Annotated in this window: 13 protein-coding genes; 10 read left to right on the top strand and 3 right to left on the bottom strand. The window is 64.1% G+C overall.

Annotation, left to right across the window (positions count from 1 at the left end; all coding sequences use genetic code 11):
* The first annotated feature begins 141 nt into the window (after positions 1 to 141).
* The 10 genes from KW821_RS19690 (at position 142) to tldD (ending at position 12,154) form a co-directional block, all read left to right on the top strand.
* Positions 142 to 1,182 (top strand): rod shape-determining protein, encoded by a 1,041-nt coding sequence (locus KW821_RS19690; protein ID WP_042651882.1) that lies wholly within the window; start codon positions 142 to 144, stop codon positions 1,180 to 1,182.
* A gap of 42 nt (positions 1,183 to 1,224) precedes the next feature.
* Positions 1,225 to 2,145, top strand: coding sequence for a rod shape-determining protein MreC (gene mreC, locus KW821_RS19685; RefSeq protein WP_042651883.1), 921 nt, complete (start codon positions 1,225 to 1,227; stop codon positions 2,143 to 2,145).
* Positions 2,145 to 2,630, top strand: a complete 486-nt coding sequence (mreD, locus tag KW821_RS19680; RefSeq protein WP_033131672.1) for a rod shape-determining protein MreD — start codon at positions 2,145 to 2,147, stop codon at positions 2,628 to 2,630. The genes mreC and mreD overlap by 1 nt, the downstream gene beginning before the upstream one ends.
* Positions 2,631 to 2,681: 51 nt before the next feature.
* Positions 2,682 to 3,269, top strand: a complete 588-nt coding sequence (locus KW821_RS19675) for a nucleoside triphosphate pyrophosphatase (protein ID WP_042651884.1) — start codon at positions 2,682 to 2,684, stop codon at positions 3,267 to 3,269.
* 96 nt (positions 3,270 to 3,365) lie between these two features.
* A complete protein-coding gene (gene rng / locus KW821_RS19670) occupies positions 3,366 to 4,835 on the top strand; it encodes a ribonuclease G (protein WP_042651885.1) in 1,470 nt (489 codons plus the stop codon).
* The gene (locus KW821_RS19665; RefSeq protein WP_218292615.1) at positions 4,836 to 8,732 is read left to right on the top strand and encodes a YhdP family protein; all 3,897 of its coding nucleotides are present in this window, start codon (positions 4,836 to 4,838) and stop codon (positions 8,730 to 8,732) included.
* Between the two features lie 35 nt (positions 8,733 to 8,767).
* A complete protein-coding gene (locus KW821_RS19660; protein ID WP_218292614.1) occupies positions 8,768 to 9,100 on the top strand; it encodes a Dabb family protein in 333 nt (110 codons plus the stop codon).
* Complete coding sequence (locus KW821_RS19655) at positions 9,100 to 9,699, top strand: nucleotidyltransferase domain-containing protein (RefSeq protein WP_218292613.1); 600 nt, start codon at positions 9,100 to 9,102, stop codon at positions 9,697 to 9,699. The genes KW821_RS19660 and KW821_RS19655 overlap by 1 nt, the downstream gene beginning before the upstream one ends.
* A 3-nt stretch (positions 9,700 to 9,702) precedes the next feature.
* Complete coding sequence (locus KW821_RS19650; protein WP_042651889.1) at positions 9,703 to 10,509, top strand: carbon-nitrogen hydrolase family protein; 807 nt, start codon at positions 9,703 to 9,705, stop codon at positions 10,507 to 10,509.
* Positions 10,510 to 10,705: 196 nt separating this feature from the next.
* On the top strand, positions 10,706 to 12,154 hold the full coding sequence (gene tldD / locus KW821_RS19645; RefSeq protein WP_218292612.1) for a metalloprotease TldD: 1,449 nt from the start codon (positions 10,706 to 10,708) through the stop codon (positions 12,152 to 12,154).
* Positions 12,155 to 12,279: 125 nt separating this feature from the next.
* Here the strand turns inward: tldD and KW821_RS19640 are convergent, their stop codons facing one another.
* From KW821_RS19640 to KW821_RS19630, 3 genes are all read right to left on the bottom strand, one after another.
* Positions 12,280 to 12,483: a hypothetical protein gene (locus KW821_RS19640; RefSeq protein WP_042651891.1), complete on the bottom strand. Its 204-nt coding sequence runs from the start codon at positions 12,481 to 12,483 to the stop codon at positions 12,280 to 12,282.
* A 117-nt stretch (positions 12,484 to 12,600) separates the two neighbouring features.
* The gene (locus KW821_RS19635) at positions 12,601 to 13,320 is read right to left on the bottom strand and encodes a MarC family NAAT transporter (protein ID WP_218292611.1); all 720 of its coding nucleotides are present in this window, start codon (positions 13,318 to 13,320) and stop codon (positions 12,601 to 12,603) included.
* Positions 13,321 to 13,451: 131 nt separating this feature from the next.
* The gene (locus tag KW821_RS19630; protein WP_218292610.1) at positions 13,452 to 14,768 is read right to left on the bottom strand and encodes an MFS transporter; all 1,317 of its coding nucleotides are present in this window, start codon (positions 14,766 to 14,768) and stop codon (positions 13,452 to 13,454) included.
* Between the last annotated feature and the right edge of the window lie 9 nt (positions 14,769 to 14,777).

Genomic DNA, 14,777 nt, shown 5'->3' with positions numbered 1-14,777 from the left:
TGCCTGAGCGGGTGAGTGATGACTCGCATTTTTGTCGCGCTTGATTGATTGGCGACAGTTTGAGCGCTTGCCCATTGAGGTGGGCATTGGTAAAGTTAGCCGGTTTTATGCACCTCCAAATTCTTAGGATTTCCCGTAGCCATGTTCAAAAAGCTCAGAGGCGTCTTTTCCAACGATCTGTCGATCGACTTGGGAACTGCCAACACCCTGATCTACGTAAAAGATCAAGGGATCGTCCTTAACGAACCCTCAGTTGTCGCCATTCGCCAAGAGCGCGGGAACGCCAAATCGGTCGCTGCCGTCGGTCATGCCGCCAAGCAGATGCTGGGTCGTACCCCAGGCAACATCTCCGCCATCCGTCCGATGAAAGACGGCGTCATCGCCGACTTCTACGTGACCGAGAAGATGCTGCAGCACTTCATCAAGCAGGTTCACGACAACAACTATTTCCGCCCCAGCCCCCGTGTGCTGGTGTGCGTGCCGTGCGGCTCCACTCAGGTCGAGCGCCGTGCCATCAAGGAATCCGCGCTGGGCGCCGGTGCCCGTGAGGTCTACCTGATCGATGAACCCATGGCTGCCGCCATCGGTGCCGGTCTGCCGGTCTCCGAAGCGACCGGCTCCATGGTGGTGGACATCGGTGGTGGTACCACCGAGGTGGCCATCATCTCCCTGAACGGCGTGGTCTACTCCCAGTCCGTGCGCATCGGTGGCGACAAGTTTGACGAAGCCATCATCAGCTACGTGCGTCGCAACTATGGCAGCCTGATCGGGGAAGCCACCGCCGAGCGCATCAAGCACTCGATCGGCTCCGCCTATCCGGGCGAAGAGGTACGCGAGATCGAGGTGCGTGGTCGCAACCTGGCCGAAGGGGTGCCGCGCAGCTTCACCCTGAACTCCAACGAGATCCTGGAAGCGCTGCAAGAGCCGCTGTCCGGTATCGTCGCCGCCGTCATGGTCGCCCTGGAGCAGTCTCCGCCCGAGCTGGCGTCCGACATCTCCGAGCGCGGCATGGTGCTGACCGGTGGTGGTGCCCTGCTCAAGGACATCGACCGCCTGCTGATGGAAGAGACCGGCATCCCGGTCGTCGTGGCCGAAGATCCGCTCACCTGTGTCGCCCGCGGTGGCGGCAAGGCGCTGGAGCTGATCGATATGCACGGTGGCGATCTGTTCCACTACGAATAAGACCCAAAGCCGGCCAGCGTGCCGGCTCTTTTTTGACGACTCATGAAACCCATTTTTGGTAGAGGCCCTTCGCTTCAGTTACGGTTGTTTCTCGCCGTCATCATCTCTGTTGCTGCCATCGTCGCGGACTCCCGCTTCGGTGTGTTTACCCATGTCCGCGTTTATCTGAGCTCGCTGGTCAGCCCGCTGCAATACATCGCCAACGCCCCCGGCACCCTGCTCGATACCATGTCGACCCAGGTGCAGACCCGCTCCAGCCTCATCGAACAGACCAAGCAGCAGGAACAACAGCTGTTCACCCTGCGCTCGCGCCTGCTCAAGCTGGATCAGCTGGAGCACGAGAACCAGCGGCTGCGTGAGCTGCTCGGTTCGCCGGTGCACAAGGAGTCCCGCAAGATGGTGGCCGAGCTGCTGTCGGTGGATTCCGACCCCTTCAGTCATCAGGTGCTGATCAACAAGGGGGCGCTGGACGGCGTCTATAACGGCCAGCCGGTGATCAACGATCAGGGGGTGATAGGTCAGGTGCTGCACGTGGGTTCCACCACCAGCCGCGTCCTGCTGGTCACCGACTCCAGCCACGGCATCCCGGTGCGGGTGCTGCGCAACGATCTGCGCGCCATCGCCTCCGGCAGTGGTGAACTCGACAAGCTCGAGCTGCGCAACCTGCCGCGCAACACCGATGTGCAGGTCGGCGATCTGCTGGTGACCTCGGGTCTCGGCGGTCGCTTCCCGGAAGGCTACCCGGTGGCGACCGTGACTCGCTCCGACTATGTGGAGGGCAAGCCCTTCGCCCAGGTCGAAGCCAAGCCGCTGGTGGAGCTGGACCGATTGCGCTATCTGCTGCTGCTGTGGACCGACAAGAAGCCGGAAGTGCACGACAATGATGCCCTGGCACCGGCTCAGGCCCCAGCTCCGGCGGCGTCCGCGGCGACGGCCACCTCGGCGGCGGGAGCGACGCGCTGATGCTGCAACCCGCCAGTGGCAGGATCTGGATCTGGGTCTCGATCCTGCTGGCTCTGTGCCTGTCGATCCTGCCGCTCCCCTTCCAATTCGAACCCTTCCGGCCGGACTGGCTCGCCATGGTGCTCATCTACTGGGCGCTGGCGTTGCCGCACCGGGCCAACGTCGGCACCGCCTGGGTGGCGGGCCTGCTGCTGGACGTGCTGCTCGGCAGCACGCTCGGGGTGCGGGCCATGGCCATGGCCATCACCACCTATCTGGCGGCCTTCCAGTTCCAGAAGATCCGCAACTTCTCCCTTTGGCAGCAGGCGCTGATCATCGGCCTGCTCTCGCTGGTGGGCAAGATCACCGTGTTCTGGGCCGAGCACCTGTTCAGCCGTGCCAGCCTCAATTTCGCCTATTTTTGGTCGACCCTGACGACGATGCTAATATGGCCCTGGATCTTTATGGTCTTGCGCAAGGTGCGCCGTCACTTCAATATTAAGTGAACATGAGCAAAAACAACGGATTGTAACTGCGTCTCATCTCATTGAGTGAATATGAACAAGCACAACGAACTGCAACTCTATCTCGCCTCGGGTTCCCCCCGCCGGCACGAATTATTGACCCGCCTCGGCTACCGTTTCGAGGTACTCAGGCTGGATGTTCCCGAGCAACGGGAAGCGGGCGAGAAGCCCCAGGATTATGTCTGCCGGCTCGCCCGTGACAAGGCGATGGCCGGGGTGGCTGCCGCCCCGACCGCGCTGCCGGTGCTGGGCGCCGACACCATAGTGGTGTTGGGGGATCGGGTGCTGGAGAAACCCTCCGATCTGCTCGACGCCAAAGACATGCTGGAGGCGCTCTCCGGCAAGGTACATCAGGTGATGACGGCGGTGGCGTTGGCCACCCCGGAGCGCTGCGACGTGCGGCTGGTCACCACCAACGTGGCGTTTCGCAAGCTGGACGAGGCCGAGATCGAGGCCTACTGGCGCACCGGCGAGCCCTGCGACAAGGCCGGCGCCTATGCCATTCAGGGCATCGCCGGCAAGTTTGTCAGCCGGCTAGAGGGGAGCTACAGCGCCGTGGTCGGCCTGCCCCTGCTGGAAACGGATCTGCTGATCCGCCAGCAGCTCGAACAGAGCCGATAACCCGCCCCAGCGGTCTCCTGCTGCGTTACCACCTGCGTTGCGCGTGCCCTGCCGGACTGGCAGTCAGAATTCAAAACTAGAAAGGCAAGGTAACTTATGTCAGTCGAACTGCTGGTGAACGTCACCCCCTCCGAAACCCGGGTCGCCCTGGTCGAGAACGGCCTGCTGCAGGAAGTGCATGTAGAGCGTCAGGCCAAGCGCGGCATAGTGGGCAACATCTACAAGGGCAAGATCAGCCGGGTGCTGCCCGGCATGCAGGCCGCCTTCGTCGACATCGGCATGGACAAGGCCGCCTTCCTGCACGCCTCCGACATAGTGCCGCACACCGAGTGCGTGGCGGTGAAGGAGAAGGAGCAGTTCCAGGCCGGCAACATCGCCGAGCTGGTGCGCCAGGGCCAGGACATCATGGTGCAGGTGGTCAAGGATCCGCTGGGCACCAAGGGTGCCCGCCTCACCACCGACATCACCCTGCCCTCCCGCTATCTGGTGTTTATGCCGGGCAGCGCTCACGTCGGCGTCTCCCAACGCATCGAGTCGGAAGCGGAGCGCGAGCGCCTCAAGCGTACCGTAGCGGGCTACGTGGATGATCTCGGTGGTTACATCATCCGCACCGCCGCCGAAGGGGTGGGGGAGCAGGAGCTGGAGCAGGATGCCGCCTTCCTCAAGCGGCTGTGGCGCAAGATCCTGGAGCGCAAGCAGAAGTACCCGCCCTGCAAGATCCTCTACGAGGATCCCAGCCTGGCCTTCCGGGTGGTGCGCGACTTCGTCGGCGCCGAGCTCGACAAGATCCGGGTCGACTCGCGCCAGAGCTTCGAGCTGCTCTCGCATTTCACCGGGGAGTATGTGCCCGAGCTCGCGAACAAGCTGGAGTACTACTCCGGCGAGTCGCCCATCTTCGATCTCTACGACGTGGAGAACGAGATCCAGCGCGCCCTTGAGCGCAAGGTGGAGCTGAAATCCGGCGGCTACCTCATCATCGACCAGACCGAAGCCATGACCACGGTGGACATCAACACCGGCGCCTTCGTCGGCCACCGCAATCTGGAAGAGACCATCTTCAACACCAACGTCGAGGCGACCGCCGCCATCGCCCGCCACCTGCGGCTGCGCAACCTCGGTGGCATCATCATCATCGACTTCATCGACATGCAGTCGGAGGATCACCGCCGTCGGGTGTTGCACAGCCTGGAGCTGGCGCTGGCCAAGGACAGGGCCAAGACCAACGTCAACGGCTTCTCCCAGCTCGGGCTGGTGGAGATGACCCGCAAGCGCACCCGCGAGAGCCTGGAGCATGTGCTCTGCTCCGAGTGCCCGGAGTGCAAGGGCCGTGGCCGGGTCAAGACGGTGGAGTCGGTCTGCTTCGAGATCCTGCGGGAGATCATCCGGGTCAACCGCGCCTACGATGCGGATCAGTTCACCGTCTACGCGGCCCCCTCGGTGGCCGACTACCTGCGGGGCGAGGAATCACACAGTCTGGCCGAGCTGGAAGTCTTCATCGGCAAACAGGTCAGGGTGGTGACTGAGCCGCTCTGTGGGCAGGAACAATTCGATGTGGTGATGATGTAATTGGTCTACCGCTGGCTGAGTCGGGGCTGGTTAGCCCTCGGGGTCTTCTTCGTGCTGCTGGCCATCCTGGTCAGCCTGGTACGCCTTGGCGGCCCCCTGCTCAACCAGCATCGCCAGGCGCTGATCGCCAGCCTGCTCGGCAACAGCCAGCTGGAGGTCAGTGTCGAGCACGTCGGCCTGGACTGGACCCAGCGCGGGCCGGCCCTCGAGCTGCAAGGACTCGCCATCGCACCCGATTCGGGGCGTTTCTCCCTGCGGCTCGGCAAGGTGTGGGCCCACCTCGACTTCTGGCGCTCCCTCAACGAGTGGAAGCCGGTGTTCGGCCAACTGCTGCTGAGCGACGGCGACATAGCGCTGGATCTGGCCCAGCCGGCAGAGCCGGCGGGCGAGAAGAATCCGAACCAGCAGGCAGCCCTGCTGCGCTTCCTGCTGACCCAGCTCTCCACCTTCGACATTCATGACACCCGCCTGAGCGTGACCACGGCGCTGGGTGAGGTGCGTGCCCTCAACATCGCCCAGCTGCGCTGGCAGAACCGCGGCCAGCGTCACCAGGGCGTGGGCAAGGCCTATCTCATCAACGGGGTGGGCGAGAGCGCCATCGATCTCATCCTGGACGTAGACGCCCCCGCGACGCGGTTCGGCAGCCTCAGTGGCCAGCTCTATCTGGGGGCCAGCGAGCTCGACATCAGCCCCATGCTGGCCAGGATCCACGCCGGCGAGCCCAAGGTGACGGGCCAGCTCGACTTCCAGCTGTGGAGCAACTTTGCCAACGGTCAGCTGGGGGACTCGCTGCTGGCCTTTGGCAACAACCATCTGATCTGGAAGGACGAGGTCAAGGGAGAGCCACACCGGCTCGATCTGCGCGGCGGCAAGATCCAGCTGCGGCGGTCGGGGGAGGAGTGGCAGCTCGCCAGCCATGATGTGATCTTCAAGCTCGATGGCGCGACCTGGCTGCACAGCCGGCTGCAGCTCGAGCGGGTGGGCGAACGCATCCAGGGCTATGTGCCCGCCATCGACATCAGCCAGATCGCCAGCCTGAGCCAGCTGGTCTCGGGTCTCTATCCCCGCCTGACCGAGACCCTCAAGCGCACCCAGCCCAAGGGCAAGTTGCAGGATCTGATCCTGCAGGCGGATGCGAACTGGCAGGGGCTCTCCCTCGCCGGACGGCTCGCGGGCTTCGAGATGAAGGCCTGGCGGGATGTGCCTGGCCTGCAGAACCTGGACGGCGAATTCTGGCTGACCCCGGCGGGCGGCGGCGCCCGCCTGGGCCTCGGCAAGGGCAAGGTGGATCCGGCGCGCCACTTCAAGGAGCCGATCCCGGTCGACAGCCTGGCGGCGCGGCTGGATTGGTGGCAGACGCCGGCAGGCTGGGTGCTCTATGGCCAGGACATCGCCCTGGACAACCCGGATCTGCGTCTTGCCAGCCGCTTCCGGCTCGATCTGTTCGAGCACCCCTTCCTCGCCCTGACCGGCCGCATCGACGTCAAGAACGCGGGCCATGCCTACCGCTATTACCCGCTGGCCGTGATGAGTGACGGCCTGGTGAACTACCTGAGCGGGGCCATCAAGGGGGGCCAGGCCAAGGGCGCCGACCTGCTCTGGTACGGCGAGTTCAGGGACTTCCCCTACGATCAGGGCGCCGGCGTCTTCCAGGTGGCGGTGCCGCTCGAGAAGGCGACCTTCCAATTCTTCCCCGGTTGGCAACCGCTCACCGACCTGCAGATCGATCTGCTGTTCCAGAACGCCAGCCTCGACATGAACAGCCGCTCCACCCGGCTCGGCAAGGCTGGCTCCGACTCGGTGCATGCCTGGATCCCGACGCTGGCCCCGGGCGCCCATCTCTACGTGGACGCCAGGGTCGCCGGCGAGGGCAAGGCCATCAGCGACTATCTGCAGGATTCGCCGATGGGCAACTCCGTCGGCCAGGCGCTGCGGGAGATCGAGATCCGCGGGCCCATGAAGGGCACGGTCAAGCTGGATATTCCGCTCGGCGGCAAGGGCGAGGTCAAGGCCAGCGGCGACGCCCAGTTCCACAACAACAAGGTCAGGATCGCCGCCCTCGACATGCCGCTGGAGCGGGTCGATGGCCGACTGTTGTATGACAACGAACACACCCGTTTCAGCAACCTCAAGGCCAGCCTGTGGGATCAGCCGCTGACCCTGGATTATCAGGGCAAGCAGCTGCCGAACCGTTATCAGGTCGATCTCAAGTTCAAGGGGCAGTGGGACAGCAGTCGCCAACGCCGCGACATCCCCGCCCTCGAGCTGCTCAAGGGGCGCAGCAACTGGACTGGCGCCCTGGGGCTGACGCTGCCCAATGACAAGCCGTTCAGCTTCCAGCTGGCGCTGGACTCCAACCTGCAGGGGATGGGGCTGGATCTGCCGTTCCCCCTCGCCAAGACGGCCGACAGCCAGCTCCCGCTCAAGGTCACGGTGCGAGGCCGCGACGGCGCCGCCGATATTCGCGGCGTGCTGGGGAACGATGTGGACATGCAGAGCCGGCTGGTTTACGGCGAGGGCACGCCCTACCTCAGCCGGGTGCGGGTCGACGTCGGCCAGCCGGGGGCCAGGGTGTTGCAGGACAAGCCCATGCTGCTGGTCATCAACCAGCCGCATGCGGACGTGGGTGGCTGGCTGGCGCGGCTCAAGCGCTGGCTGCCGAGCCAGACCGAGAGCGGCAATGCGGTGGTCGGCCCCTCCTTCCTGCCGCAGGAGTGGTGGGTGGATGGCCAGCTGGCCCGAGCCGATATCGGCAGCGCCAACATCAAGGCGGTGCGCTTCACCGTGGGCCCGGTCCGCCAGGCCACCGAGGTGATGATCGACAGCCCGGATGTGATGGGGGTGGTGCGCATTCCCGTCGCCGGCCAACAGCCCATCGACGCCAAATTCGCCAGGATCTACTGGTCCGGCAAGGGATCGGATCTCAGCCCGGAGCCGGATGCCCGGCAGGACAAGGCCATCATGGACGCCATCCCCTGGCTCAACTTCAGCTGTGTGGACTGCCGCTTCGGCACCCTGCCGCTGGGGGAGCTGAAAGGCGAACTGGTGCCCGGCGTCAACCAGCTGGCCCTCAAGGGGCTGGAGATGAAGCTCGCCGGCAGCACCCTGAGCGGGAACGCCGAATGGCTGGCGCTACCCGGCCAGATGCAGACCCGGGCCCGGCTCAAGCTCAACACCCAGAACAGCGAGCTGTTGCTGCAGCGGCTCGGCTTCACCTCGCCCATCGGCGATGCGCCGGGCAAGCTGGCGCTGGATCTGAACTGGCGTGACGTTCCCTACCGGCTGGATCTGCCGACCCTGGGGGGCACCGCCGACTATCAGCTGGAAGGCGGCACCCTGCGGGAGGTCAACGACAAGGGGGCCCGCCTGCTCTCCCTGCTCAGCCTGGATTCGTTGCTGCGCAAGTTGCGGCTCGATTTCCGCGATGTGTTCGACAAGGGCTTCTACTTCGAATCCATGTCCGCCTCCGCCAAGATCAAGCAGGGGGTGGTGGACAACAACGACTTCTACATGAAGGGGGCGGCGGGCAACCTGCGCGGTGAGGGCATCGCCGATCTGGTGCGCTGGCGACTCGATTACGATCTGAGCTTCTCCCCGAACCTGGGGGGTACCCTGCCGGTGGTGGCCGCCTTCTCGCTGACCCCGATCACCGGGCTCTATGTGCTGGCGCTCTCCAAGCTGCTGGAGCCGGTGGTGGACGTGGTGACCCGCATCGACTTCCGGGTCTCGGGCCCGCTGGATGATCCCAAGCTGATCGAGGCGGGGCGGGACAAGGCGCGCATCAAGCTCAACCAGCAGCAGAAGCAGGCGGTGGATGCGGTGGCTCCCAGCCTGCCCGCCGAGGAGGTCACCCCCTTCCTGCTGACCCCCAAGCATACCGGACCCGGTCAGCGCTGAGGCGGGTAGGGGTCTTCAATCACAAGGAGTGAGCCATGATCCGACACATTCTGCTGATCACCTTCAAGAGAGAGGTCCAGGCCGACGGTATCGCGGCTGTCAGGGCAGCCTTTCTCGACATCCCGGCCAAGGTCAGTGGCGTGGTAGCCGTCGAGTGGGGCCAAGATGACAGCCCAGAAGGGCGCGCCGAAGGCTTCACCCACAGCGTGCTGATGACCTTCGCCGACGAGGCCGCCCGCCAGTGTTACCTGCCCCATCCGGCTCATGCTGCTCTCAAGGCCCTCTTTCACCCCGTGCTGGCACGTATCATAGTGCTGGATTACACCCTGCAAGCCGGGGATGCGGTCCTTGCAAAGAAGCCGTCGTGATGGTTGATGAGCGTTGCCCTGCTATTCCGCTACTTCAACGTGCTCTGCTGCAAGCCGTGATTGAGCATGGCGCGGCTCACCCTGCCATAGACGCTGGAGTGGTGGTTGGGTCACTCGCGAAGGGCAAGGCCGACAGGGTGTCCGATGTCGATGTCTTGTTGCTGGCTACGCCGGGTTTTCACAATCAGGCGGCATCACTGGTGCGGTCTATTGTGGGTGAGCGCGAAGTATTCCACTGCTGGCAGGGAAAGCATGAAGAGGTTTGTTCCTACTGGCGTTATATCTTCTATGACATGTCCAGCATAGAGATCCACATCCTCGATAGTGGCACCGAGTTTCCTCTTGCCAAGCCTTACTTGCCTCTCTTCGATAAAACATCTTGTCTACCGGGGTTGGAGGTAGGAGGCGCGGCGCCAAGTCACTGGGATTTTCCAGCCTATATCGCCGATGGCGATGGTTTGGTATGGGAATTGTTTGATTGCCTTAAATGGGCCCAAAGGGGCCAACGAGATCTGGTCCGACACCATCTTCGCAAACTGTTGAGCGAAATGGATAAAGACCCGAATATCAGGACTGCCATCAACGCCGACAAGGAGTGAGTCATGTGGTTAGCCGCAATACAGCTGGTGTCCGGTCGGCACTGGCAGGATAACCGGGAGCAGATCGCCGCCGAGCTGGCCGCCTTGCCCAAAGCGCGTCCCTTGCTGGTACTGCTGCCGGAAAACTTCGCCCTGTTTGGCGAGCGCCAGGGCTATCTGGACAACGCCGAAGCGATCGGTGAGGGGCCCATCCAGCAACAGCTGGCCCTGTGGGCCCGGGAGCAGGGGATCTGGCTGGTGGCCGGTGCCATGCCCACCCGTATTCCCGGCTCCAGCCATATCCACACCAGCTCGCTGGTGTTCGATCCCAACGGGGATCTCAAGGGCCATTACCACAAGATCCACCTGTTCGACGTGGACGTGGCCGACAACCAGGGCCGCTACCGGGAGTCGGAGACCTTCAGCCCCGGCCAGGATCCCGTGTTGGTGGACTCCCCCTTTGGTCCCCTCGGCCTCTCTATCTGTTATGATCTGCGCTTCCCCGAGCTCTATCGTCGGCTGAGCCGTGCCGGTGCCCGGGTGCTGCTGGTGCCGGCGGCCTTCACCGCCGTGACCGGCGAGGCGCACTGGGAGCCGCTGCTGCGGGCCCGCGCCATCGAGAACCAGTGCTATGTGGTGGCCGCCAATCAGGGCGGCAGCCATGAGACGGGGCGCCAGACCTGGGGCCACAGCATGGTGATCGATCCCTGGGGCCGGGTGCTGGCCTGTCAGCCATCGGGCCGTGCGACCGTGCTGGCGAAGATGGACCCCGCCCTCGGCGAGGAGCTGGCGCGGACCATGCCGGTGCTGCAACACGCCCGATTGCTGTAGGTTTGCATGGGTTCGATTAGCCGCATGGCGGCGCAATCGGACTAGCGCGAAACGGCCGCATCGAGAGTTCGTGAATACCCTTGCATATGGCACACATGACGTTCGATTGCGCGTCGCGAATCGAACCTACTTTGCCCTTTCTCGTTGAGACAGGGGATTTTATTACGACATCTCCCAGCGAGAATGGAGAACAAGATTGAGTCTATTGAGCCAGGTTAGTGCCTCATTGTTGGCCCCGAACGACCTCGATGAAGGACGGCTGCAGCAACTGCTCGGCAGCCTGATGAGCCATCAGGTGGAGTTCGGCGACCTCTATTTCCAGCGCAGCTGGCACGAGTCCTGGATGCTGGAAGATGGCATCGTCAAGGATGGCAGCTACAACATCGACCAGGGGGTCGGGGTGCGCGCCGTCAGCGGCGAGAAGACCGGCTTCGCCTACTCCGACGAGCTGAGCCTGCTGGCGCTGCAACAGTCGGTCACCGCCGCCCGTGGTATCGCCGCTGCCGGCGCCCAGGGCAAGGTGAAGGCCTGGGCTCGCACCGAAGCGAACCTGCTCTATCCGGCGATGGATCCGCTGCAGACCCTCGACAAGTACCAGAAGATCGCGCTGCTTGAGCAGATGGACAAGTTTGCCCGCAGCCTGGATCCCGCCATCAATCAGGTGATGGCCTCCATCAGCGGCGTCTATGAAGAGATACTGGTGGCCGCCACCGATGGCACGCTGGCCGCCGACGTGCGCCCGCTGGTGCGGCTATCGGTGACCGTCATCGCCGAGAAGGGCGATCGCCGCGAGCGCGGCAGCGCCGGCGGCGGTGGTCGCTGCGGTTATGACCATTTCCTGGAGCTGGACGGGCTGGAGAGCCGGGCCTTCGGCTATGTGCGCGAGGCGGTGCGTCAGGCGCTGGTCAACCTCGAGGCCATAGATGCCCCGGCCGGCACCATGCCGGTGGTGCTCGGCGCCGGCTGGCCCGGTGTGCTGCTGCACGAGGCGGTGGGTCACGGCCTGGAGGGGGACTTCAACCGCAAGGGCTCGTCCGCCTTCGCCGGCCGCATCGGCGAGCAGGTTGCCTCCAAGCACTGCACCATAGTCGATGACGGTACCCTGGTGGGCCGACGCGGCTCCGTCAGCATAGATGACGAGGGCACGCCGGGCGGTTACAACGTGCTGATCGAGAACGGTATTCTCAAGGGCTACCTGCAGGACAAGCAGAACGCCCGGCTGATGGGGGTACCGCTCACCGGCAACGGTCGTCGCGAATCCTATGCCGCCCTGCCGATGCCACGGATGACCAACACCTACATGCTGGCGGGTCAGTACGATCCGGCGGAGATCATCGCCTCGGTGAAGAAGGGCATCTATGCCCCCAACTTCGGCGGCGGTCAGGTGGACATCACCTCCGGCAAGTTCGTCTTCTCCGCCTCCGAGGCCTATCTCATCGAGGATGGCAAGATCACCGCCCCCATCAAGGGCGCCACGCTCATCGGCAACGGCCCAGAGGCCATGAGCCAGGTCTCCATGGTGGGTCATGATCTGGCATTGGATCTCGGGGTCGGGGTCTGTGGCAAGGAGGGGCAGAGCGTGCCGGTCGGGGTCGGCCAGCCGACCCTCAAGCTGGATCAGCTGACCGTGGGCGGTACCCAGTAACGGGTCACCCAGTCCATATCCGATCAAAAAAGACCCCGGCCAGTGCCGGGGTTTTTTATTGGCGCTGGCGGCCGGGCGCAACAAAAAGCCCCGGGCAGGGCCGGGGCTGGGGGAGGCAGGGCGGGTCAGTTGACCGAGATGGCCCTGGCGTCGATGTAGTAGTGCGGCCTGCCCTGGGGATCGATCCGGATCTGGGCCACCAGGCGGTTGGACTCCCGGTGTTCCCATCCCTTGGCCTGCCGGCTGGGGGATGGGCTGGTGACACCGACCACGGTCAGGTACTCATGAAACAGGCTGTAACTGCGGATCTCGGTCAGCATCTTTTCCATTGCATCTCTCCTGAGGGGGTGGATAGGGTGGTATCACCTTAGTCCTCATTAGCTGAATGCTGGCTGTACAAAAAATAACCACAACGGGCCGTTCCGCTGACCCTTATTCCAATCCGCTCAGGATCCGCGTGCCTCCAGTGTCAGCTTGACGGCCTCCTCACCCGGCCCCGCGGTCTTGTGCTGTACCTGGGCGGCGGGCGCGCCGTGGAACACGGGATCCTGCGCCACTTCCTTGATGCCGTTGATGCAGAACTGCATGCCCATGCACACCAGCAGGAAGCCCATGATGCGGGTCATTGCGTCGATGCCGGTGGCCCCCAGGATCTTGCAGACCGGATCCGCCAGCTTGAGCACGCCCCAGCTGAGCAGGCTCATCAGGGCGAAGGCGGTGACCACGGCGGCATAGATGACGAAGCGGTTGTAGTCGGTCGGCAGCTCGGCTATCTGGGCGGCGCCGCTGATCACCAGCGCCATGGTGCCTGGCCCGCACATGCTGGGCATGGTGAGCGGCACGAAGGCGATGCTCTGGTTGATGTCGACCCCGGCGGCCTGGCTGGGGGCGGGGAACAGCATGCGAAAGCCGATGAAGGCGATGATCAGGCCACCGGCCAGTCGCAAGCCGGGAATGGAGATCCCGAACAGATCCAGGATGGAGGATCCGATGAAGAAGCTGACGCAGAGGGTGGCGAACAGATAGATGGCGGCCAGATTGATCTGGCGGCGCACGTGTTCACGGGACATGCCCTTACTCAGTCCGAGCAGCAGGGTGGCCGTGGTGGGGGGATTGACCATGGGCAGCAAGGCCAGCAAGGCAATGAATACGACCTGGAAAAACATCTTTCACCTCGGGGTGGTTGGCAAACAACAGGGCCAGACGGTGGTCTGGCCTTAAGGGGGGGCTACTCTACGGGAGCCTGGCTGAATATAGCCGGAACAAAGGGGCCCCGAAAGTCTGGGGCCCGTACCGGTCAGGCCGCCTGTGGCGCGACCTGACGCTGACCGCGCTGCCGCAGCCAGAACAGCAGGCCGAGGACGAAACCCAGCCCGGCCAGGCTGACCACATAGTGAGAGGGGGCCAGCACGTCGTTCTTCATCCAGAGGGTGACCAGCATAGGGGTCAGACCGCCGAAGATGGCGTAGGCCACGTTGTAGGAGAACGACAGCCCGGAGAAACGCACCACGGCCGGGAAGGCGTTGACCATGACGTAGGGCACGGCCCCGACGATGCCGACGGAGAAGCCGGCCAGCATGTAGAGCGGGATCAGCTGATCCATGCCGGCCGCCAGGCCGTGGTAGAAGGCGTAGCAGGAGCCGGCCAGCAGCAGGGAGCCAAACACGAAGGTGGGGCCGCTGCCGAGGCTGTCGATAAGGCGGCCATAGAAGATGCAGCCCAGGGTGAGCGCGACTATGGCCAGTGAGTTGGCGGTCAGCGCATCGGCCGGGCTGATGCCGTGCACCTTCTGCAGATAGGTCGGGGTCATCAGGATCACCACCACTATGCCGGCGGAGAGCAGCCAGGTCAGCAGCATGGAGACGATGACGCTGCCCTTGTGCTCACGCAGCACCGTCTTGAGCGGCAGCTCCTCGGCCAGCGTCTTGTTGGCCTGCATCTCGGCGAACACCGGGGTCTCGTGCAGCCAGCGGCGCAGGTACATGGCGACTATGCCGAAGATGCCACCGAGGACGAAGGCCAGACGCCAGCCCCAGTCGCTCACCTCGACCGGGCTCATGCCGCGGTTGATGGCGGTGGCGACCAGGGAGCCAAGCAGGATGCCGGCCGTCAGACCTGCCGTGAGAGTGCCGCAGGCGAGCCCTATCCGGCGGGCGGGCACATGCTCCGCCACGAACACCCAGGCGCCGGGGACTTCACCGCCGATGGCGGCCCCTTGCAGGATCCGCAACAGCAGCAACAGCAGCGGGGCGGCGATGCCGAGGGCGGCATAGGTGGGCAGCAGGCCGATCAGCAGGGTGGGCAGCGCCATCATGAGGATGCTGAGGGTGAACATGCGCTTGCGGCCGATGAGATCGCCGAAGTGCGCCATGATGATGCCCCCGAGCGGGCGGGCCAGGTAACCGGCGGCGAAGATGCCGAAGGTCTGGAACTGGCGCAGCCATTCGGGAATGTCGGCCGGGAAGAACAGCTCGCCGATCACCACGGCGAAGAAGACGAAGATGATAAAGTCGTAGAATTCGAGGGCGCCGCCGAGGGCGGCCAGACTCAGGGTCTTGTAATCCTGCCGGTTGAGGGGGCGGCCGTGATCATTGCGTTGCGTGACTGTGGTCATATCCTTATG

It is taken from the genome of Aeromonas sp. sif2416 (genome assembly GCF_019218665.1).
Classification (GTDB): Bacteria; Pseudomonadota; Gammaproteobacteria; order Enterobacterales; family Aeromonadaceae; genus Aeromonas; species Aeromonas encheleia.
Note: the sequence above shows the minus strand (reverse complement) of the source record. Positions and strands in the feature narration are given on the sequence as shown.